At 63.4% G+C, this 21264-nt stretch carries 21 protein-coding genes; 11 read left to right on the top strand and 10 right to left on the bottom strand.

Annotated elements, in window-relative coordinates; translation table 11 throughout:
- Positions 1 to 28 precede the first annotated feature (28 nt).
- Entirely contained in the window at positions 29 to 1189 is a 1161-nt protein-coding gene (locus CJU94_RS27410) for a porin (protein ID WP_095421756.1), read from the top strand.
- A gap of 185 nt (positions 1190 to 1374) precedes the next feature.
- Here CJU94_RS27410 and CJU94_RS27405 read toward each other — a convergent pair whose 3' ends face one another.
- Positions 1375 to 2040, bottom strand: a complete 666-nt coding sequence (locus CJU94_RS27405; protein ID WP_095421755.1) for a DsbA family oxidoreductase — start codon at positions 2038 to 2040, stop codon at positions 1375 to 1377.
- Between the two features lie 246 nt (positions 2041 to 2286).
- Here CJU94_RS27405 and CJU94_RS27400 point away from each other — a divergent pair, with 246 nt between their 5' ends.
- Positions 2287 to 2580: a DUF1330 domain-containing protein gene (locus CJU94_RS27400; RefSeq protein ID WP_095421754.1), complete on the top strand. Its 294-nt coding sequence runs from the start codon at positions 2287 to 2289 to the stop codon at positions 2578 to 2580.
- Between the two features lie 112 nt (positions 2581 to 2692).
- Here the strand turns inward: CJU94_RS27400 and CJU94_RS27395 are convergent, their stop codons facing one another.
- The 3 genes from CJU94_RS27395 to CJU94_RS27385 all read right to left on the bottom strand — a co-directional run bounded on the left by CJU94_RS27395 (position 2693) and on the right by CJU94_RS27385 (position 5799).
- Entirely contained in the window at positions 2693 to 3544 is an 852-nt protein-coding gene (locus CJU94_RS27395) for a carbohydrate ABC transporter permease (protein WP_095421753.1), read from the bottom strand.
- Positions 3541 to 4431, bottom strand: coding sequence for a carbohydrate ABC transporter permease (locus CJU94_RS27390; protein ID WP_091806086.1), 891 nt, complete (start codon positions 4429 to 4431; stop codon positions 3541 to 3543). Before CJU94_RS27390 ends, CJU94_RS27395 begins: the two co-directional genes overlap by 4 nt.
- 135 nt (positions 4432 to 4566) lie before the next feature.
- Positions 4567 to 5799 (bottom strand): ABC transporter substrate-binding protein, encoded by a 1233-nt coding sequence (locus CJU94_RS27385; RefSeq protein ID WP_091806088.1) that lies wholly within the window; start codon positions 5797 to 5799, stop codon positions 4567 to 4569.
- Between the two features lie 283 nt (positions 5800 to 6082).
- Here CJU94_RS27385 and CJU94_RS27380 point away from each other — a divergent pair, with 283 nt between their 5' ends.
- The 3 genes from CJU94_RS27380 to CJU94_RS27370 all read left to right on the top strand — a co-directional run bounded on the left by CJU94_RS27380 (position 6083) and on the right by CJU94_RS27370 (position 8940).
- On the top strand, positions 6083 to 6856 hold the full coding sequence (locus tag CJU94_RS27380; protein WP_095421752.1) for an SDR family oxidoreductase: 774 nt from the start codon (positions 6083 to 6085) through the stop codon (positions 6854 to 6856).
- A 63-nt stretch (positions 6857 to 6919) separates the two neighbouring features.
- A complete protein-coding gene (locus tag CJU94_RS27375; RefSeq protein ID WP_095421751.1) occupies positions 6920 to 8002 on the top strand; it encodes an ABC transporter ATP-binding protein in 1083 nt (360 codons plus the stop codon).
- Positions 8003 to 8076: 74 nt separating this feature from the next.
- Positions 8077 to 8940: a MurR/RpiR family transcriptional regulator gene (locus tag CJU94_RS27370; protein ID WP_095421750.1), complete on the top strand. Its 864-nt coding sequence runs from the start codon at positions 8077 to 8079 to the stop codon at positions 8938 to 8940.
- A gap of 124 nt (positions 8941 to 9064) precedes the next feature.
- Here CJU94_RS27370 and CJU94_RS27365 read toward each other — a convergent pair whose 3' ends face one another.
- Together CJU94_RS27365 and CJU94_RS27360 are read right to left on the bottom strand one after the other, a co-directional pair.
- Positions 9065 to 9961, bottom strand: a complete 897-nt coding sequence (locus CJU94_RS27365; protein ID WP_095421749.1) for an IclR family transcriptional regulator — start codon at positions 9959 to 9961, stop codon at positions 9065 to 9067.
- On the bottom strand, positions 9958 to 10815 hold the full coding sequence (locus CJU94_RS27360) for an IclR family transcriptional regulator (RefSeq protein ID WP_095421748.1): 858 nt from the start codon (positions 10813 to 10815) through the stop codon (positions 9958 to 9960). The genes CJU94_RS27365 and CJU94_RS27360 overlap by 4 nt, the downstream gene beginning before the upstream one ends.
- Before the next feature lie 283 nt (positions 10816 to 11098).
- Here CJU94_RS27360 and CJU94_RS27355 point away from each other — a divergent pair, with 283 nt between their 5' ends.
- The 5 genes from CJU94_RS27355 (at position 11099) to CJU94_RS27335 (ending at position 16428) form a co-directional block, all read left to right on the top strand.
- Positions 11099 to 12058 carry an MBL fold metallo-hydrolase gene (locus tag CJU94_RS27355; protein WP_095421747.1) on the top strand — a complete coding sequence of 320 codons (960 nt, stop codon included), beginning with the start codon at positions 11099 to 11101 and terminating at the stop codon, positions 12056 to 12058.
- 54 nt (positions 12059 to 12112) lie between these two features.
- On the top strand, positions 12113 to 13822 hold the full coding sequence (locus CJU94_RS27350) for an FAD-dependent oxidoreductase (RefSeq protein ID WP_095421746.1): 1710 nt from the start codon (positions 12113 to 12115) through the stop codon (positions 13820 to 13822).
- Between the two features lie 63 nt (positions 13823 to 13885).
- Positions 13886 to 14125 (top strand): DUF2783 domain-containing protein, encoded by a 240-nt coding sequence (locus CJU94_RS27345; RefSeq protein WP_095421745.1) that lies wholly within the window; start codon positions 13886 to 13888, stop codon positions 14123 to 14125.
- A 193-nt stretch (positions 14126 to 14318) separates the two neighbouring features.
- A complete protein-coding gene (locus tag CJU94_RS27340) occupies positions 14319 to 15647 on the top strand; it encodes an MFS transporter (protein WP_095421744.1) in 1329 nt (442 codons plus the stop codon).
- Positions 15648 to 15732: 85 nt separating this feature from the next.
- On the top strand, positions 15733 to 16428 hold the full coding sequence (locus CJU94_RS27335) for a 4'-phosphopantetheinyl transferase family protein (RefSeq protein WP_095421743.1): 696 nt from the start codon (positions 15733 to 15735) through the stop codon (positions 16426 to 16428).
- An 18-nt stretch (positions 16429 to 16446) separates the two neighbouring features.
- Here CJU94_RS27335 and CJU94_RS27330 read toward each other — a convergent pair whose 3' ends face one another.
- A complete protein-coding gene (locus CJU94_RS27330; protein ID WP_244220991.1) occupies positions 16447 to 17178 on the bottom strand; it encodes a 4'-phosphopantetheinyl transferase family protein in 732 nt (243 codons plus the stop codon).
- 156 nt (positions 17179 to 17334) lie between these two features.
- On the bottom strand, positions 17335 to 17814 hold the full coding sequence (locus CJU94_RS27325; protein ID WP_095421741.1) for a hypothetical protein: 480 nt from the start codon (positions 17812 to 17814) through the stop codon (positions 17335 to 17337).
- 409 nt (positions 17815 to 18223) lie between these two features.
- Here CJU94_RS27325 and CJU94_RS27320 point away from each other — a divergent pair, with 409 nt between their 5' ends.
- Positions 18224 to 19453: a YbfB/YjiJ family MFS transporter gene (locus tag CJU94_RS27320; RefSeq protein ID WP_095422821.1), complete on the top strand. Its 1230-nt coding sequence runs from the start codon at positions 18224 to 18226 to the stop codon at positions 19451 to 19453.
- 66 nt (positions 19454 to 19519) lie between these two features.
- Here CJU94_RS27320 and CJU94_RS27315 read toward each other — a convergent pair whose 3' ends face one another.
- Both CJU94_RS27315 and CJU94_RS27310 read right to left on the bottom strand, forming a co-directional pair.
- Complete coding sequence (locus CJU94_RS27315; protein WP_095421740.1) at positions 19520 to 19993, bottom strand: Lrp/AsnC family transcriptional regulator; 474 nt, start codon at positions 19991 to 19993, stop codon at positions 19520 to 19522.
- 536 nt (positions 19994 to 20529) lie between these two features.
- Positions 20530 to 20901 (bottom strand): hypothetical protein, encoded by a 372-nt coding sequence (locus tag CJU94_RS27310; RefSeq protein WP_095421739.1) that lies wholly within the window; start codon positions 20899 to 20901, stop codon positions 20530 to 20532.
- Positions 20902 to 21264 lie beyond the last annotated feature (363 nt).

Genomic DNA, 21264 nt, shown 5'->3' with positions numbered 1-21264 from the left:
CTTGATCACGATCACGGAGCCAACAAGTATGAAAAAGTCTTTACTCGCGGTCGCGCTCTTCGGCGCATTGACGATGCAGGCGCATGCGCAAAGCAGCGTGACCCTCTATGGCCTCATCGATGCTGGATTGGTCTACACGAACAATCAGCTTGGACACAGTAATTGGCAGGAAGTGAGCAGTTCGACGCAGAACACGGTCTTCGGCCTCAAAGGCTCGGAGGACCTGGGCGGCGGCTTGCACGCGATCTTCAAGCTCGAGCAAGGCTTCCTGCTGAACAACGGCGCCCAGGCATTCTCCGGCGATGGCTTCGGCTCTCAGGCGTGGGTCGGTCTGCAAAGCGATCCTTACGGCACCTTGACGTTCGGCCGCCAGTTCGACGTGATGAACGACCTCGTCGGACCGCTCACGGCGGAGTTCAATACGTGGGGCGGCAGCATGGCCGCGCATCCGTTCGAAAACGACAACCTCGCTGCGAATTCCGTCGTGATCAACAATTCGGTCAAGTACGCAAGCCCGACCTACCGCGGCGTCACGTTCGAAACGATGTATTCGTTCAGCAACAAGGCGGGCGACTTCGGCAATAACCGCTCATATGGATTCGGCATTTCCTATGCACAAGGTCCGCTCAATCTCGCTGCGGGCTACCTGCAACTGAACAACGCGGGTAACGGCAGCGGCGCGGTGACGTCGGGCGATGCGAGCGCGAACTTCCTCGCGCAACGCCAGCGTATCTGGTCGCTGGGTGGAAACTACACGTTCGGGCCCGCTACCGTCGGGCTGGTCTGGAGCCATTCTCAGATCGACAACGCATCGGGTGTGTTCTCCTTCGGCACCGGCAGCTACCTTGGCGCGGGCGACACCTCTGCCGGATCGCTGAACGGTTCCCTGCGCCTCGACAACTACGAAGTGAACGCCAAGTACGCGCTCACGTCGGCGGTAACCGTATCGGGTGCGTACACGTATACGCACGGCGCGTATAACGGTTCGGCGCCGGGATGGAACACGGCCATGCTGCAGACCGATTACGCGATCAGCAAGCGCACGGACTTCTATCTGGAAGGCGTCTATCAGAACGTGCACGGCGCGCCGGCGGACTCCGTGCTCTCGCATGCCATGATCAACACGTTGTCGCCGTCGGCGACCAACACGCAAGTGGCGGTCACCGTGGGTATGCGTCACGCGTTCTAAGTTTTGTGGCGTTGAGTGATGTATAGACGCGTATGCCTGGCATCTGCCGGGCATACGCTATCGTGCAAGCGCGCGCACCTTGCCTCAGTCGGACGGAGCAGTCCGACTTCAAAGCGCAGTCGTCCCGTCTCCCGCCACGCGCGCGGCGTGGCCGTTGCATGAGCAACGTTCAGTGTTACGTGCCCTTACGTGCCGTGTGAATCGTCGTTCTTCGCTTCGGCCAGAATCTGCTGGATGGCTTGCTCGAAAGTTTCCACGGGTTGTCCGCCGCTCACCAGGTAGCGACGGTTGAAGATAATGGCCGGCACCGACTGGATGCCCATCGCCTCGTTTTTGCGCTCCTCCGCCCGAACCTCGGCAGCGTACGTGCCGTTTCGCAACACGTCGCGAGCCTCCGTGGCGTCGAGTCCGACGGATTGGGCCGCTTCGATCAGGACTTCGTGGTCGCTCGTATCCTTGCCGTTGGAGTGATAGGCCTGCAGCAGCGCGAGCTTGAGCGGCAACTGCTCGCCCTTGAGGCCGGCCCAATGCAACAGACGGTGCGCGTCGAAGGTGTTGTAAACATGCGTGCGCGGGCCAAAAGTAAAACCTGCGCTCGCGCCACGCTCGCGAATCGCCGCTTGCGTTTCGGCGATCTGCTCCGGCGTGCGCCCATATTTTTTGCCGAGATAGTCCACAATCGTCTCGCCGTCCGGCCCCATCTCCGGATTCAACTCGAACGGATGCACGACGATCCGGGCGTCGACCGCGTCGCCGAGATTCGCTAGCGCGCGTTGGAGCGAGGAAAGGCCGATCGCGCACCACGGGCAGGCGATATCGGAGACAAAATCAATCGTGAGCGCTTGTGTCATTGCTGTGTTCCTGATGGGGATGATCTGTTGCATGGCCGACCCGGTGCCAGCTCGGCAGCCGCGAACAGCGTAACCCGAATTGCCGGTATTTGCAGGACCGCGCTCGTGACGGAGTGCGAGCCGGGGACTTACAATTCACCACTGCGGTGAGAATGATCGACTTCGCGAGCAACAGGGATGCCGGCAAGCGTCATAATCCGTCGTCTGCGGCAACGGCTGCTTTTCCAACATTGAAAGGAGTTTCAAATGAGCAAGGGATATTGGGTGACGTCATATCGCGCCACCAAAGACGCGGCCAAACTGGCCGCGTATGCGCAGCTCGCCGCGCCCGCCGTGGCGGCCGCCGGCGGCAAGTTCGTCGTGCGTGGCGTGGCGGACGAGGCGCGTGAGCAAGGTTTGAAGGAGCGTACGGTCGTGATCGAGTTTCCGACCTACGAAGCGGCCGTCGCGGCGTACGATAGCGAACCCTACAAGAAAGCGCTGGAAGCGTTGGGTGACGGCGTCGAGCGCGATCTGCGGATTGTGCGCGGCACCGAGTAATACGAAGGAGGGGCGAGCGTGACCTGTTTGCCAGAGTCGCACCCTCCCGGGCGGCACGCGGCATGGTGAGTGCGGATGGCAGCCCGCCATCTGTCGCGCTGGCCCCCGAACGCTACTTGACCGCTCCCAGCGCGAGCCCCTTCACCAGATACCGCTGCAGCCACGCGAACACAACCGAGACCGGCAGCGTCGCGCAGAGCGTGGCGGCCATCACCAGATGCCACTCCACGACGTACTTTCCGGCGACCATGTCGGTTACCTGCACGGTCAACGTCTTGTTTTCCGGTGAACGGATCAACGTATAAACGACCGCGAATTCGTTCCACGCGTTGATGAACGTGAAGATCGCGGTGACGACGATCGCAGGCACCGCGAGCGGCAGGAACACCTTGAAGACCGCCTTGGTCCGTCCACATCCTTCGAGCCACGCCGACTCTTCCAGATCTCGCGGCACCGTCTGAAAATACGAAGACAGCATCCACACGGCGAACGCGATATTGAACGCTGCGTAAGAAACGATCACGCCGATCCTTGAGTCGACCAGGTTTCCGTCGCCATAGGGAATCATCGCGGCGAGGCGGAACAGGCCGACTACGAGCAGGATAGGCGAGAGCATCTGCGTGACGAGCAGAAACTGGCGATAGAACCCGCGGCCACGAAACGGAAACCTGGCCAATGCATAAGCCGCCGGCAGACTGACGGCCAGCGCGAGGGCGGTCGAGAGCAAGCTGATCACCGTGCTGTTGCGCAGCGCCACGCCGAAATTGGCGGCCACCCACATGTCGGAGAAATTACTCCACTGCCAATGCACCGGCAGCCACCGCGCCGGATAGACAAAGATCTCGGAAGCCGGTTTCAATGCCGTGAATAGCATGATGGCAAACGGAAACAGCACCACGACAACCAACGGCGACAGCGCGAGCCAGCACCACAGCGAACGCTTCATCTTGACGCTCAGACTCATGACGGATCTCCTTCTTTCGCGGGCTGCAGGCGCAGATAGGCGATCGAAAACACGAACAGCATGACGAGCATGATCAGCGACACCGCTGCCGCTTCGCCGGGGCGTCCGAGCCGGAAGCCAAGCTCATAGAGATAGGTCACGAGAATGTGCGTGCTGTTATCGGGCCCGCCCTGTGTCATTACCCAGATGATCGGAAACGAGTTGAACACGTAGATCACGTTCAACAGGATCGTCATGTTGATGAACGGCCGCAACAGCGGCATGGTGAGCTTGCGAAACTGCTGCCAGGCGCTTGCGCCGTCCATGCGCGCGGCTTCGTAAATATCGCCGGGCACCGACGACAATCCGCCGAGCAGAATCGTCACCGTGAATGGGATCGAGACCAGAATGCCGACCGCGATTTCGACCGGAAACGCGAGCTCCGGTGTGGCCAGCCAATGGATCGGACCGCTGATCAACCCCAGCCTCTGCAGCGTGACGTTGACCATGCCGTAGTCGTCATTGAAGGCCCAGCGCCAGACTACGGCGGTCATGGTCAGCGAGACGGACCACGGCAGCATCACGATCGTGCGCGCCACGCCGCGTCCATAAAAATCCTGATTCAGCACCAGCGCTACCGGCACCGAAATCAGCACCGTGCCGCCGACCACGCACACGGTCCAGACAAGGGTGCGTTTGGCGGCGGCGAGAAACGCGGGGTCGCCGAAGATCGTATAGAAATTCTGCAGACCGGTGAAATCGCGAATTGCGCCGAAGCGCGAGACCTCGTGCAGCGATTGCCACACGATGTTGAAGATCGGATAGCTGATGATGAAGAGCGCCAGTATCAGGCTCGGCGCTATCAGCAACCAGGGCGCTTGCAGGCGCGTAGAAGCGGAACGGCTCATGCGTGCTCGATCGTAAGTCGCGTCCGCGTTGACCGGCGGGCGCGACGGGATGGGCCGGATAGTGCATTACGGCCGGCACGCGCGCCGCCTTGCGAGTGGCGGCGCGCGTGCCGGGTTCAGCGGATCACCGCGGGATCAATGACCGAGCGACTTGTTCGCCTGGGTGGCCGCCGCGTTCAATGCGTCAGCCGGCTTCGCCTTGCCCAGATAGATCGACTGCATTGCGTCGGTCACGGCCTTGGCGGTATCTTCCCAGCCCGTCACCGTCGGCGCGAAGCGGGCCGTCGGCAGCAGCGCGACGAACGCTTTCGTGTCCGGATCGTTGAACGCCGGATCCGTCGATTCGGCCTTGGTGGTCGGCAGGAAGCCTTCGGTCGTGGTGAACTCCACGCGCGGTTCCTTCGTGAACAGATAGTCGAGGAACTTCCATGCCGACTTCTTCACCTTCGAGTTCTTGAACATCACGATCGAGTCCGTGACGGCGTACGTGGCGTGCGTCGTGCCCATCGGAATCGGATCGATGCCGTATTTCAGGTTCGGTGCTTCCTTCTTGATCTGCTTCGACAGGAACGGCGCCGAAATCACCATGGCAACGCGGCCTTGCTTGAAGAGGTTCTGCACGTCTTCACGGCTATAGCCGGTCACGCCGGGTTGCGTCAGACCCTGATCGATCATCGATTTGTATAGCGTGGCTGCCTTGATGCCGGCCGCCGAATTGAACGCTGCCTTGTTGTCCTTGCCGACCACGTCGCCCCCATTGGTCCACAGGGCGTAGTAATAGTAGACGTCCGTTTCGATCTCCTTGCCTTGCAAACCGAAGCCGGCAATGCCCTGCGCCTTCAGTTTCTTCGACGCTTCGATCACGTCGTTCCAGGTCTTCGGGCCGTCGGGATAGCCGACCTTCGCGAGCAGATCCTTGTTGTAGTACAGCGCGCGCGCCGAAGCGGCGATCGGCAGGCCGTACACCTTGCCGTTGATTTCACCCGGTGCGAGGAACGGGCCGATGAAGCGGCCCTTGAAGCTCGCGTCCATATAGCCGTCGAGCGGCTCCGCCACGTCGTCCTTCACGAAGTCGAGCAGCCAGCGCGTGCCGACGATCGCGAGGTCGGCGTTCGCGTTGCCGGAAATGTCGGTTTGCAGTTTCTGTTGCAGCGTGTCCCAGTTCACGTCTTCGATCTTGATGGTCGTGCCGGGATTGGCCTTCTCGAAGTTGCGGGCCATTTTTTCGAAGTACGGCGCGGTCGCGTCGCTGTAATGCGCGACGGTCACGCGGACCGTGTCGGCGTGTGCCGCGACGGCGATACCTGCAAACGCGAGCGCCACGGCAACTTTGCCGAGCGCGAGGGAAGCACGGGCATGCAACGACATTTCTCTCTCTCCTGGGGATGGTTCGCTGCCGTCGCCGGCCGCTTCGGGTTGAATTGTTTGAAAAAATCCTACATGACGAAAAATAGCTTGTCACGTAGGGTCTGCCATATTTTTTCTCAGCTGGTTTTGTGCATAACATGCTGTAAAGCAGGGGTATTCTGCGCGGCGTGATGTCACGGATACCCAATCTTCGGGATCACTGGACAATGCCGCGAAACCGGGTTTGTAAGAAATTTACAGGACAGTTCGGTGCTGGCGGCGCGGTAGAAGAGCGAGGCGGACAATGAATCGTGTGGTGTTGGTAACGGGCGCTTGCGGCGGCATCGGCAGCGTGTTGTGCAAACGCTTCGTGGAGCAGGGCGATACGGTGCTGGCGCTCGACATCGACGCCGCCGCGCTGAAAGCGTTGACCGCGCAACTCGGCGAGGCGCACGTCACGCCGATCGCGGTCGATCTCGGCGATGCCGCCGCGGTGCAGCAAGCGGTGGCCGCCGCGGTCGCGGTGCGCGCTCCGGTGGACGTGCTGGTCGCCAACGCCGGCGCGGCAGACGGTCTGACGCTTGCCACGACCGATGTCGCGAGCTGGCAGCGCGACATCCATCTGAATCTGAACGGCACGTATCACACGGTCGAAGCCGTGCGCGCGTCGATGATCGAGCGGCAGCAAGGCGCGCTGGTGCTGATCGGTTCGGTCAACGGCATGGCCGCGCTCGGACATCCGGCTTACAGCGCGGCGAAAGCCGGGCTCATCAGTTATACGAAGGCGCTCGCGCTCGAACTCGGCCGCTATGGCATTCGCGCCAACATCGTGTGTCCGGGCACGGTCAAGACGCAGGCGTGGCAGGCGCGTGTCGACAAGAATCCGCAGGTCTTCGAGGATCTGAAAAAGTGGTACCCGTTGCGCGATTTCGCGACGCCCGACGACATCGCCGACGCGGTCCTGTTTCTCGCCTCGCCGATGGCGCGCGTGATTACCGGCGTCGCGTTGCCGGTGGACGGCGGCCTGATGGCCGGCAACCGTCTGATGGCGCAGGAACTGACGCTCGAGTCGATCTGACCGCTCGAAGCGACATGCGGGCGGCACGAAATCGGGTCAACGAAAGAACACGATGAGGACAGCATGGCAGCAGTGCAACTGAGCGGCATCTTCAAACGCTACGGCGATACGCAGGTGGTGCACGGCATCGATCTGGACATCGACGACGGCGAGTTCGTCGTGCTGGTCGGGCCGTCGGGCTGCGGCAAGAGCACGTTGATGCGCATGGTGGCCGGGCTCGAAGAGATCAGCGGCGGCGATCTGATGATCGGCGGCACGCGCGCGAACGGCCTCGCGCCGCAGCAGCGCAATATCTCGATGGTGTTTCAGAGCTACGCGCTGTATCCGCATCTGTCCGTCTACGAAAACATTGCGTTCGGGCCGCGAATTCGCAAGGAGTCGCCGGCGAGCTTCAAGCCGCGGATCGAGGCCGCTGCAAAAATGCTGAACCTCGGCGGCTATCTGGACCGTTTGCCGCGCGCGCTGTCGGGCGGACAACGGCAACGCGTGGCGATGGGCCGCGCCGTGGTGCGCGAGCCGTCGCTGTTCCTGTTCGACGAGCCGCTGTCCAATCTCGACGCCAAGCTGCGCGTGCAGATGCGCACGGAGATCAAGGCGCTGCATCAGCGGCTGAAAAATACCGTGATCTACGTCACGCACGATCAGATCGAAGCCATGACGATGGCTGACCGCATCGTCGTGATGAACGCGGGGCGCATCGAGCAGATCGGCCGTCCGCTGGAGCTGTACGACTATCCGGCGAATCTTTTCGTGGCGAGCTTTCTCGGCTCGCCGTCGATGAATTTTGCCGAAGGGGTGATCGCGAACCGCGCGCAAGGCGCCGGCCTCGCACTGAAACTCACCGATGGCGGCGAGATCGTGCTGGAGGGCGCGCCGGCTTCGGCGGTGGTCGGCGCGAAGGTCACGCTCGGCGTGCGGCCGGAGCACATCGAGACGATCGCGCAAACCCCCGACGCCACGATGGAAGTGGAGGTCGTCGAGCCGACTGGCGCGGAAACGCATTTGTACGGGAAAATAGGCGGCAGCACGTGGTGCGTGACGACTCGCCAGCGCTCGAAAATCGAGCCTGGCGAACGCGTTGCGCTACGCCTGCCGGCCGAACATATTCATCTGTTCGATACGGAGAGTGGACGCAGGCTGGTTTGAACCGTGTGTGGTCTTTTGAGGCCGATCCAGGTTTGCCTCTCGCATGATTGATGGTGCCACGTAAGGAACACCGGGTGTCCGCACCAAACTTGATTCCCCATATTCGCAGCGCGCTTGCCAGTTTGCGGCCCGCCGAGCGCAAGGTCGCCGACATGGTCTTGAGCGATGTCGACTTCGCGATGCGCGCAAGCATCACCGAACTCGCGCAGCGCGCGGAGGTGTCCGAGCCGTCCGTCACGCGTTTTTGCCGCGCGATCGGCGCGCATGGGTTGCGCGACTTCAAGATGCAATTGGCGCAGAGCGTGGCGGGCGGCATGCCGTACGCGTCCACGGCGGTGGCGCGCGACGACGACGTGCAAACGCTCATGGACAAGGTGGGCGAGGCGGCTATCGACGGCATTACGCATGCGCGTGGCGCGCTGGACCCGGCGGTGGTGGAGAGTGCGATCGGCGCGTTGTCGAGCGCGCGGCGGGTGTTTTTCTTCGGCGTGGGATCGGGCTCGGGACTGGTCGCGCAAGATGCGGCGCTGCGGTTTCTGCGGCTCGATATTGCGTCCACCGCGTTTGTGGACGGACATCTTCAGCGTCTGTACGCAGGCCTCATGGAACCAGGCGATGTGGCTTTCGCGATTTCGCATTCGGGCCGCAGCGTCGAAGTGAACGAGAGCATTCAGATTGCCAAGGAACGCGGCGCGACCACCATTGCGCTGACCAACGTCGGCTCGCGCCTGGCGTGGCTGGTGGATATTGCGCTGCTGCTGCGCGTGCCGAGTCCGATCGATCCGAATACGCCGGGCGTGTCGCGGCTCGTGCATCTTTGCATCATGGACGCGCTGGCTATCGGCGTCGCGCTCAAGGCGGGGCCGAAGACGCTCGAAAAAATGCGGCATGCGAAGGCGAGGCTGGCGTCGCATGAGCCGGAGGCGGCGGGGGATTGAGGGAGGGCGGCGCCGTGGTGGTGATCCATGCGCGTGCCGGCGGGAAGGCAGGACCAAAGCTCCCGCAGTTTCGTTTAACCGGCTCGCAACACGATTGCAAACAGGCAGTTCTCCAGAAAAGCGATTATTCGACGGGGGCCGCCATCCATCCAAAGCGCCGCGATAACCGCATTGTCGCGGCGCGCAACGTCTGCGCCGGCCCGCCGGCCAATTCACTGTCAAAGCTGCCGCTCGGCCCCATCAACGCGAGAACGAGGCAGATGCTGCCCGTATGATCCAGCACCGGCGCGGCCAGCGTGTCGATGCCCGGCACGGGGCGGCTGAGCGCCGTATCGATCCCGTCCGCGCGGACTTGCGCAAGCCGCTGCGCGTAGGCGCGAGTCAGCGGCGGCGGCGCGCACGCTGCGTCCGTGCCGCCCCGGACCTGAGCTTCGCCCGCTGACGCGGCGTTCCCGGCAAAAACCTCCGCCGTCTCCGCTCCCGCCAACCGCAGATGATCCTGCGCGAGCAAACCGGCGCGCACGTCGTCCGCGACATAGGCGGCAAACACGCGGCCTATCGCCGTATTCACCAGCGACATCACCGTCCCGACCCGCAGGCTCACGTGCAACGGCCGCGCCGATTCCTCCAGACGCACGACGGTCGGCCCAAGCGGCCCGAGCACCGCCATCGCCACGCTCATGCCCGTCGACGCCGCGAGCTCGACCACCTCGGGTTCCGCTTCGCGTGTCGGCGACAAGCGCTGCAATCCGATCAGTCCCAGCTCCAGCGCGAGCGGCCCGGCTTCGAAGCAGCCGGACGCATCGCGATCGAGCAAGCCGATTTTTAGCAGACTCACCAGGTGCGGAAACGCCTTCGCCGGCGGCATGCCGGCCGCCGCCGCAAGATCGCGCAGGCTCAATGGCCGCGCCGCCGCGACCAGCGCCGCCAGCAGTTCGCCGGTGCTATCGAGCGACTGGATGCCGCGCTGCGGTTTCGCGTCGGCGGAGGTGGCGTGAGGGGTGTCGAGAGAATCGGTCACGTTGCGGAAGACGCTAACAAGGAGGTTTGAGTCGCCAACCGGGCGCCGATCTCGCGCGCCGTGGCCAGCAGCGCACGCGCGATCGGACCGTCGGCGGCGACGTCGATAACGCCGCTCGAGCCGATCACCGTCAGCGCGAGCGACAGGCGGCCGTCGGCGTCCAGCACCGGCGCACTCAGACTGCTGATACCCGGACTTGGCGCATCCACGCTGCTTTCCAGGCCGCGCGCGCGGATCGCGTCCAGGGCGGCCTCGAAGGCGGCGCTTTCATCAGGCGGCGTCATGGCGCGATTGGCCGCACCGGACTGATTCGCCCACATGCCGTCGCGCACCTCGCGCGGCAGAAACGCGCAAAACACGCGTCCCGTCGAGGTAGCCGGCAGCGACATGACCGTACCCACGTGCAAATTGACGTGCAGCGGAAAGCCCGCGTGCTCATAGCGGACGATGGTCGGCCCTTGCGGCCCGGCAATACAGATCGCGACGCTGAAGCCGATCGCTTCGGCCAACGCGGCCACGCGCGGCACGGCGGCGCGGAACGCCGGCTGATTCTCCAGATGCAGCAAGCCGAGCCGCAGCGCCAGGGGACCGGGTTCATACCGGCCCGACAGCTCGTCGCGCTTGATCAGACCGAGCCGGCTCAAGCTCACCAGGTACGCATGCGCTTGCCCCGGCGCGATCTGCGCGGCGGTGGCGAGGTCGGACAAGGCGAGCGGCGCGCGCGCCTGCGCGAGCGCCAGCAACACGCGGCCGCCCACTTCGACGCTCTGGATGCCACGCTGCGTCTTGCCGCCGTCCGCCGTCTCGCGGCCGCCCGTGCCTTGGCTTGTGGCCGATTTCGCTGCTTTGCTCACACCTGCGCTCGTCCGTTAAAAAGGGTTCATGTTAACCGAAGGCCTCGGCCAAGGACCGCACCTGTCTGCCCACATCCTAGGCTTCTGAGAATTTGCGTATAGCGATACATTTCGCTATTGACAAATAAACTGGCGCCGTCCTAAGATGCATTCACCCCGACACACCGGCGCAGTTACAGAATCCAATACGGGGCGAGACAATCTTCCAACACCGTCAGCCCGCGCGGCATGCGCGCAGCCGGCCGTCTCGCCTCACGTCCAACTTTTGAGGGAGACACGCATCATGGCAAAGGCATTCGCATCCCAGGCCGATCTGGAAGTCAAGAAAGTCACGTGGACCAGGTTGTCCGAGAACGCGTACGCGTACACCGCTGAAGGCGACCCGAATTCGGGCGTGATCATCGGCGACGACGGCGTGCTGATCGTCGACACCACCGCTACGCCGGCCATGGCGCAAGACCTCATCGCGAAGATTCGCAGCGTCACGGATAAACCGATCAAGTACGTGGTGCTGTCGCATTACCACGCGGTGCGCGTGCTCGGCGCGTCGGCATACTTCGAGGAAGGCGCGCAGGAAGTGATCGCGAGCCGCGGCACGTACGAAATGATCGTCGAGCGCGGCGAAGCGGACATGAAATCGGAGATCGAGCGCTTCCCGCGTCTGTTCGCGGGTGTCGAAACGGTGCCGGGTTTGACGTGGCCCACGCTCGTGTTCGAAAAGGAAATGACGCTGTTTCTCGGCAAGCTCGAAGTGCGTATCGCGCATCTCGGCGCGGGTCACACCAAGGGCGATACGGTGGTGTGGCTGCCGTCGCAGAAGGTGCTGTTCTCCGGCGACCTGGTCGAGTACGACGCAGCCTGCTACTGCGGCGACGCACAACTCGAACAATGGCCGGCCACGCTCGAAGCGTTGCGCGCGCTGAAGGCCGAGAAGCTCGTGCCGGGCCGCGGTCCCGCGCTGACCACGCCGGAAGACGTCAACAAGGGTCTGGATTACACGAAGGACTTCGTCACCACGTTGCTGCAGCAAGGCCGTGAAGCCGTCGAACAGAAACTCGATCTGAAGGCCGCGATGGCGCATACGCGCAAGGCGATGGATCCGAAGTTCGGCCACGTGTTCATCTACGAGCACTGCCTGCCGTTCGACGTGTCGCGTGCATTCGACGAGGCGAGCGGCATCACGCATCCGCGCATCTGGACCGCGCAACGCGACAAGGAAATGTGGGACGCGCTGCAAGCCTGACCGGAACGGACGCATCGCAATACAAGGCAGAGCGGAGAAGGACGGAGACACAAGATGAGCACCAACTACCAGACGCTGTCGTTCGAATACCAGCCGTGCCGCGAACAAAGCGCGCAAGACGGCGCGGAGCAGACGGTCTATCCCGTGATCGTGGTCGGCGCGGGCCCGGTGGGTCTCGCCACCGCGATCGATATCGCGCAGCAGGGCGTGCCGGTCGTGCTGGTCGACGACGACTGTTCGCTGTCCACCGGCTCGCGCGCGATCTGCTTTTCGAAGCGCTCGCTCGATATTTTCGACCGCCTGGGTTGCGGTCAGCGAATGGTGGACAAGGGCGTCAGCTGGAATGTCGGCAAGGTGTTCCTGAAAGACGAGTTGGTCTACACGTTCAATCTGCAACCGGAAGCGGGCCACAACCGGCCCGCGTTCATCAACCTGCAGCAGTACTACGTCGAAGGCTTTCTGCTCGAACGCGCGCAGGAGATGCCCAATCTCGAGATCCGCTGGAAAAGCAAAGTGGTGGGCGTGCAGCAGAACGGTACGTCCGGCACTGAGGACACCAGCGTGACGCTGACCGTCGAGACGCCTCACGGTCAATATGCGTTGCGCGGCCGCTATGTGGTCGCCGCCGACGGCTCGCGCAGCCCGATCCGCAACCTGATGGGACTCGACAGCAAAGGCGTGACGTTCAAAGACCGCTTCCTGATCGCCGACGTCAAGATGGAAGCCGAGTTTCCCACTGAACGGTGGTTCTGGTTCGATCCGCCGTTTCATCCGAATCAATCGGTGCTGCTGCATCGTCAGCCGGATAACGTGTGGCGGATCGATTTCCAGTTGGGCTGGGACGCGGATCCGGTGCTGGAAAAAACGCCGGAGCGCGTGATCCCGCGTGTGCGCGCGTTGCTCGGGCCGGACGCGAAGTTCGAGCTGGAATGGGTCAGCGTCTACACCTTTTCGTGTTTGCGCATGGACCGCTTCCGTCATGGCAACGTGCTGTTCGCCGGTGACTCGGCGCATGGCGTGTCGCCGTTCGGCGCACGCGGTGCGAATAGCGGCGTGCAGGACGCGGAAAACCTCGCGTGGAAACTGGCGATGGTGCTCGAAGGCAAAGCCTCCGACGCTTTGCTCGACACCTATGCCAGCGAGCGCGAATTCGCGGCTGACGAAAACATCCGCAATTCCACGCGTTCCACCGATTTCATTACACCGAAGAGCCCCGTGAGCCGCGTATTTCGCGACGCGGTGCTGAAGCTCTCGCGTCATCATCCGTTCGCGCGGCAATTGACCAACAGCGGCCGGCTGTCGGTGCCGGCGGTGTTACGCGATTCGCCGCTGAATACACCGGACAGTGACCCCTTCGAAGGGGCGATGGTGCCGGGCGCGTCGTGCGTGGATGCGCCGGTGCAGGTGGCGGGACAGCCGGCGTGGCTGCTGCAGCAACTCGGCCAGCAATTCACGGGTGTGCTGTTCTGCGGCGAGCAAGGCGTCGATCAGGCTACGCAGGCCGCATTGGATGCGTTGCGTAGCGGACCGATTCCGGTGAAGCTCGTCGTGGTGACGCGCGACGTCGAGCAGCACGGCGCGCCTGCCGGCGCTCAGGTCGCGCACGACATCGAAGGGCTGGCTCACTCGCGCTATGACGCGAAGCCGGGCACGTTCTACCTGATTCGTCCGGATCAGCACGTTTGCGCGCGCTGGCGGCAACTCGCCGCGGTCGATGTCGAGTCCGCATTGAAACGCGCGTTGTACGTCGAAGGCACGGCTTGAACGTACGGCAAAAGCGGCTCGCGTAGCACGCGCCGCATCGGAAAAAAATAGCAGGAGACAGACATGGCACTGAACACGCAACCGAATCTCGCCCGCCCCGACGATTTCTACGAGGCGCTGATCGACATGCATCGGGATCTGGACGATGCGCAGAGCCAGTCGGCGAATGCGCAACTGATCCTGCTGCTCGCCAACCATATCGGCGATCACGCCACGCTGCTCGAAGCGATGCGGTATGCCCGCGCGGGCGTGGTCGACGTTCCGGCGGTTCAAGACGCGCAGGCGCATCCGTTGGCGGCCTGAGCCGGGTCTGGGCGAACTCGAACCCGTACGAGTCAACGGAAAACACGCGTGGCCGTTCGAGCCACGCAATCCAACAAGGCAACGCGGCGTATCGACAAGCTCGCCTGCCTTTTTTCAGTAACAGACAACAACGCGGCGCATCAAGACGCCGGACCCAACGGGTCCGTTGGACCCTCACGTTTGGAGATAACCGATGAGCCAATCCCTCGCCCGCGCGCTCGAGCCGGGCGCATCCGCTGCCGCGCACGACGACCTGTTGTATCGCAAGGTCTCGTTACGGATCATTCCTTTTCTGTTTCTCTGCTATGTCGTGTCGTTTCTCGATCGCATCAATATCGGTTTTGCGCAATTGCAGATGAAGCACGACCTCGGCTTCAGCGATGCGATGTACGGGCTCGGCGCGGCGGTCTTCTACGTTGGATACGTGCTGTGCGAAGTGCCGAGCAACATGCTGCTCGCGCGTTTCGGCGCACGCCGCACGTTCACGCGGATCATGTTGCTGTGGGGCATCGCGTCGGTCGGCATGATGCTGGTGTCGAGGCCCACGCACTTCTATGTGTTGCGCTTCATGCTCGGCGTGTTCGAAGCAGGCTTCTTTCCCGGCATCGTGCTGTATCTGACCTACTGGTATCCGGCGCGGCGGCGCGCGGCCGTGCTGTCGATCTTCTTTGCCGGCGTGGCGGTGGCCGGGGTGCTGGGCGGACTGGTGTCCGGCTGGATCATGCGCGATATGGGCGGGGTGCTGGGCTTGTTCGGCTGGCAATGGATGTTCGCGATCGAAGGCGCGCCCGCCATCGTGCTCGGTCTGCTGGCCGCGTTCTATCTGGTGGACGGCCCGCAGCACGCCGCATGGCTTACCGCCGCGGAAAAGGCGCAGTTGATTGCGCAACGCGACGAAGAGCGCCGTCCTTCGACTGAAGCGCATTCGTCCCGCTCGTTCATGGAGGCGTTGCGCAATCCGCGGGTGTACCTGTTCGCGTTCGTGTACTTTTCGCTGACCTGCGCCTCGCTCACGCTGAACTTCTGGATGCCGCTGATGATTCGCGACTTCGGCGTTCACGACGTCCTCGCCATCAGCCTGTACACGGTGATTCCCAATGCGATCGGCGCGGTGGGGCTGATTCTGATCGCGCGTCATTCGGACCGCCGGGGTGAACGTCGCCGGCATTTCGCGGTTTGCACGATTGGCGGCGGCGTGGCGCTCTCGTTGCTGACGCTTCATCTGAGCAGCTTTCCCGCGATGCTCGCGATTCTCTCGCTGGCCGCAGTGTTGATCTTCGCCGCGTTGCCGATTTTCTGGACGGTGCCGTCGGGCTATCTGTCCGGCGCCGCGGCGGCGGCCGGGATCGCGCTGATCAGCAGCATCGGCATTACCAGCGGTATTGTCAGCCCGTGGGTGATCGGTCTGATCAAGGTGCACACCGGCAGCATGGACAACGCGCTGTATGTACTGACCGCGTTGCTGTTCGTCAGCGGCGTGGCCATGTTGCTCGGCGTACCGAAAAACGTCGAGCGCGCGTGAAGACGCGTGCCGGATCGGACGGGATAATCGGGTAGAGTCGCGTGTAGTCTGTCGCGACAGCCCGTAGACCGTCCGAATCTTCACGATGCCTTCCATCGACCCTGTTCCGCTGCCGCACGACGGCCCGTCCGACATTGCCTTGTGGCGAATCGACATCGACTTCGCTGTGTCGCTGGACGCGCCGTTTTTCTCGTCGCTTAGCGACGACGAACGCACGCGAGCCCGCAACTTTCGCCGCCATGAAGACGCGTTGCGTTTCGCCACCGTGCGTGCCGCGCTGCGAGAACGACTCGCGCAAGCGCTCGGCATTGCGGCACATGCCGTGCGTTTTACAGTCGATGTCAACCACCGTCCTCATCTCGCGGATTCGAATCGTGTCGATTTCAACGTGTCGCATGCGGGCGCGCATGGCCTGGTTGCAATGTCGCCGGTTCGGCGCGTCGGCGTCGATATCGAACTGCACAGCGACAGATTCGATTGGCATTCGATTGCGGCCTTGACGCTCGATCCGGAGGAAGCCGCATGGATAGAACGGCTCGACGCCGCCTGGCAAGCTGCTGCGTTTTACGACGCATGGGTCGCCAAGGAGGCGCTCGTCAAGACAACAGGCGTTGGCATCACGCGTGGACTGCAACATCTGACGGTGCTGCCGCGCGAAAGCACGCGCGTGACGCTGCGCAACCGGATTCCCGACGACATGCGTGAAGTCGGCGCGCACTGGCTGGCGGCGCCGGGCGGTTACGCCGCTTGCGTCGCATGGTCGGAGATCGCGCTCCGGTAATCGCGGCCGCGCCATGCATTACGCGATTGCGTCTCCGAATACCAAAGTCTTCGGCCAGCCAAACGTGTGCACCTGGATGAGCGGTTGAGCCACTGCGACCGCCGCACGAATCTTGCCGGCCATCGGCACGTCGAGCACGTGCCAGCGGCCATATTCCGCGAGATCGAACGCACCGGTTGCGGTGGGACTGAACAGCATTTCGGTATCGATATCGACAGGCGCGTAGCGCAACGCGTTGCACAGGCTGGCATAGCGAGCACGCCGGCGCGATGCTTGCGGCGTCTCGTCGGGGGCCGCGCCGGGCGAGGGCACGACGACACCCAATCCGAGCGTCGCCGACGCAACGCCGATCATGATCCAGATACCGCCGTACGCGATATCGATCGTGATGCCGCGGCCGTCGCCGGGATGACGCGCACGCAGTTTCTCGTTGCCGTCGTCTTGCAGATCGACGGCGTGCGGCGCGGTGTCGAACAGGTTCCCGACGATCCAGCGCACCACCACGCGCGCGCCGACAAAGCGTTTGCGCAGCGCGGCGTTGGGATGCAGCCGCGCGCGCTCGCGCTCGGTTTTCGAAAGCCAGCTATCGCCTTCCTGTACGGGCACGGGCAGCCATTCGCAGCGGAATCGCCACAGATGCAACTCGCCGCCGCGCGGTGCCGTAACGTCGTACGGCCGGTTGCGTGTCAGCGGATGGCACCGGAACGCCGGTGCCGCGACAGCCGTGTCCGCGATGCGGAGTGCGTGCACGGCAGTGTGGCCAGCGGCGCCTTCGGCGATGCGTTCAACAGCGCCTTCAAGTTCGCGCGCCGTGCCGCTCCCGCTTAGGCTTCCGCTTCCGCTTCCGCTTCCGCGCAAAGTCGCTGGACACACCTGGTCCGGTTCCAATGACATAAGCCGGCTTCCTCAATGCATGTACGTGACGCGCCGTGCTTGCACGTCGAGTTCGACACCGGCGTCGAGCAGGTCGATGGCGAACCAGCGAAGCAGCTTCAGCACGCCACTTACCGCGGGCGCCGGCAGCCACTCGTTCAGCAGGCGCAACGCGGCGCCGCTATGCGTTTTTTGCAGCAAAGCGATGGTTTGCAAAATCACCGCTTCGTCCTTGCCGAGCTCGGTGGCGCAGCGGCAGCGCATGTCGAGCGGACGGTACGACACGTGCATCAGCGAACGCATCAGCAGATCGAAGTGTTCAATGCCGTCCTGACGCAAGCCGACGCAGCCCAGAATGTCGCGCCATTGCATGCCGCCGCTCGCCGTTTCGCAGGCGGGCCGCAGCCAGGTGCGCACGGCGCTCAGCACGGTGCGTTCGGGGGCGTCGGCGGAATCGGTCGGATGATCGTCGATCAGTTCCGGGCGGCCGGCGTGTTGAGAGCGAAAGTTCATCGATGCTCCTGGGTGGACACGGTCCAATGAATCGCGCCGGCCACATGGGACGGGTGCCGCGTCGCAGGCCAGCGCATGTCGTGCGACGGATGGGCGATGACGCAAAGCCGGCGTCAGGTGCTTATCTCGGGTGCCGGCATCAGGCGTTTCCTTCACCTTGAACTGGCTGAGATGGATGATGAGCTAATTTTCGTCTAAATGCAAATCATTCTCATTTGGACGCAGCGTGAAATTGACGCATCTCCGGTGCTTGACGCAGGAGTGGGGCAGCCGTGCGGCTGACCATTGGCGTCATATCGCAACTAACGGTCAGCCCCTCCGAGCGTCCCCGGATATGATGGCGAAGTGCCGGATTCAGCCTTTGTGGCACAAACGGTTTGCAGCCGACTTGCCCACTTTCGCCACCCCCATGCCGACAAAAACACTCGACGCCGCATCGACTTCCAACCCTACCGCAGCGGCGCGGCGCCTGCCCACGCTGAAGCTTGCCGCGACGCTTTCGCTAGGAAGCGCGATCGCGCTCGGGCTTGCCCGGTTCGCGTATGCACTGCTGCTGCCGTCGATGAAACTCGACCTCGGCTGGAGTTTCGCCCAAGCCGGCGCGATGAACACGGCGAACGCGCTGGGTTATCTGCTCGGCGCGCTGGCTTTTCCGCGCCTTGCGCGCCGCTGGTCGGCCGGCGCGCTGTTCGGCGGCGGTTGCGTGGCGACCGCGCTCCTGATGGCCGGCAGCGGCCTGCTTGCCGACACGCACTCGCTGCTCGCGTTGCGCGTGGTCACCGGTGCGAGCAGTGCGGCCATCTTCATCAGCGGCGGCGTGCTGGCGGCGCGGCTTGCGTCGGCAAGGCCGCGCGACGCAGGGCTCGTCCTCGGCCTGTATTACGGCGGCACGGGATGGGGCATCGTGGTGTCGTCGGTACTGGTGCCGCTGACCATTTTCAACGTCCCGCACGGCTGGCAGTTCGCATGGTTCGCACTCGCGCTGGCGTGCGCGTTATTCGCCGCGGTGGCCGTCGGCGCCGCGCGAACAATCGAAAGCGTGCACGTGACGGTGTCCGCGGCGGCGCAATCGCACCCTGCCGCCGATGCGCCCCGCTGGCCGCGCTTCAGCGTGGCGCTGGCGGGCTATGGATTGTTCGGCGTCGGCTATATCGGCTACATGACGTTCATCGTGGCGTTGCTGCGCAATGCTGGGATGAGCGCGGCTGTCGTCACGGGCTTCTATCTGCTGCTCGGCGTGGCGACCGTGGTCTCGGCTCGCGTGTGGTCGAGCCTGCTCGACCGCATGCGCGGCGGCGAGGCGCTCGCGGTCCTCAACACTTTGCTCGCGATCGCGACGCTGCTGCCCGCGCTGTTCACGCAGCCGTGGGTGGCATTCGTGTCCGGTGCGCTGTTTGGCGCGACGTTCCTTTCCGCCGTGGCGTCGACCACGGCCTTCGTGCGCCACAACCTGCCCGTGAGTCACTGGGCCAAGGGCATCAGCGCATTCACGATCGTGTTCGCGTTCGGGCAGATCGTCGGGCCGATGGTGATCGGCTGGGTTTCCGACGGCGCGGGCCTCGCGCGGGGGCTGGTGTATTCCGCGGCGTTGCTCGCGGCGGGCGCGGCGCTGGCGGCGTGTCAGAAGCCGCTGCGCTGAATGTGGGGGCGCGCTCGCAGGCGAGTGCGCCTCACGCCTCGCACTACACACTTCGCGCCTCATACCTCACACCTGCACGGACGGGATGCTCTTCATGCAACGCAAGGCGAACATCGAGCGGCTATGACGGATGCCGGCGATCTTGTAGAGCTTCTCGCGCAGGAAGCGCTCGTAGCCCGCTGTACCGTCAACCGCCACCTTCACCAGATAGTCGTAGTCGCCCGACACGAGATAGGCTTCGAGCACCTCCGTGAGCGTTGCCAGCTCGGCGCCGAAGCGGGCGAGGGCGTCGTCGTCGTGACGGTCTAGCGTCACCTCGAGCAGGACCACGTCCGCGAAGCCCAGCTTCTGCTGATCGAGCAGCGCGACGTAGCCGCGGATATACCCCTCCGTTTCCAATTGACGCGTGCGGTTCCAGCATGCGGTGGTCGACATGCCGACCAGTTCCGCTAGTTCGGCATTGCTCAGGCGCGCGTTTTTCTGCAGCTCACGCAGGATCTTGCGATCCTGATTGTCGAGCGGGCGGTTACGGGTGGTCATGGGCGAGAGTGGAAGATTGTTCTTGAGAATGTCATTCTAGCGGAATATCGTCCCGAGACACGGGATGCGGGCTATCGCTTTAGGAAGCCTATCCAGCTTGCCTCCGGGTATATTTTCCACATGCATTCATGCCCGGGACAACCGTCCGGGTCGTGGGCCTCGTGCCTGCGGCCTGAAGCGGCCACAAGCTGCCATCCGGTGTCTTGCTGCCTTCACGGGAAGGCGGCAGGCGGGCGAATTCCGGTGTTACCCGCGCCGGAAGGCGCGCTCGCCGGGCATGAACGCATGTTCTCGTCCGAACGCATGTACGGTCGCGTCTTGCATTGAGCGTGGCATCCGTTGGCAGTTTTTTCGCGTCGCTTGCGAACTGTTTTACAGCGGTTGCAAAGGCGTTTGCGCGTCGAATTTTTCAATGGATAGTTCGCTGCTCGGCTTCGACGCGCTGAGGGCAACGGTGCGCTGAACCGCACGCATCGACCGCAAAGCGCAACGGCCACAATGGCGATTCGAAAAAGCCGCCAGGCGTTTCCGCCTGCTCAGGTCGGTTTGATCGGCGCTTTGACCGCGCTCTGTACCGCAATATTGCGATAGACGTCGCGACAAAATTGCACGCCGCGCTCGTGCGTACCGTTGACGGCCGCCGCGACATGCACTGTCCCCTCGACACGCTGGGGCGCCGGCGGATTGACGAGGGCGGCGTCGATCGCGAACGGATCAGCAGGCGACGCGCGCATGATGCCGATCCCCTTAATGGTGACCGCAAGGCATGGATCGGATGCTTGCGCGCCGTGGCCGGCCGCAACGTCGAAATTGATGTTCAGCGTCCAGAACCCCTCGTGAATGCCCTGATGAATAATGACGGCTCTCACCACGTCCTGGTGTGACAGCGTGTACTCGTTGCTTGCCATCGGTCCCTCCTCACTCGCACGCATTGCGGCCATACGTATGCAGATATGGCATTTCGCGAGGACTAGCGAAGGTTAGTTTTACGCGCCATTCCCGACAGTGCAAGCGGAAAGATGCGGCCGCCGGCTGCGGCCGCCGGCGCGTCGGCATGCGGGCATCGCGCGGACGCGCGAAAGGCGACACCCTGACGCCGGTGTCGCCTTTCGCGCCGCAGCCCCGCGAGGCCGCGGCGCACCGGAACGGAAGTTCAGTTCAACTGCATAAATGGTGAAGTCGCAAGGATTAATGGAAGATGAGGTACAGGATGACCAGTACGATCAACGGGACGCCAAGCAGCCAGCCGAGAAGGTAAGGCATGGTGAAAT

The organism is Paraburkholderia aromaticivorans (assembly GCF_002278075.1).
In the GTDB taxonomy this organism is placed as follows: domain Bacteria; phylum Pseudomonadota; class Gammaproteobacteria; order Burkholderiales; family Burkholderiaceae; genus Paraburkholderia; species Paraburkholderia aromaticivorans.
This window is presented reverse-complemented; position numbering and strand designations above follow the sequence as displayed.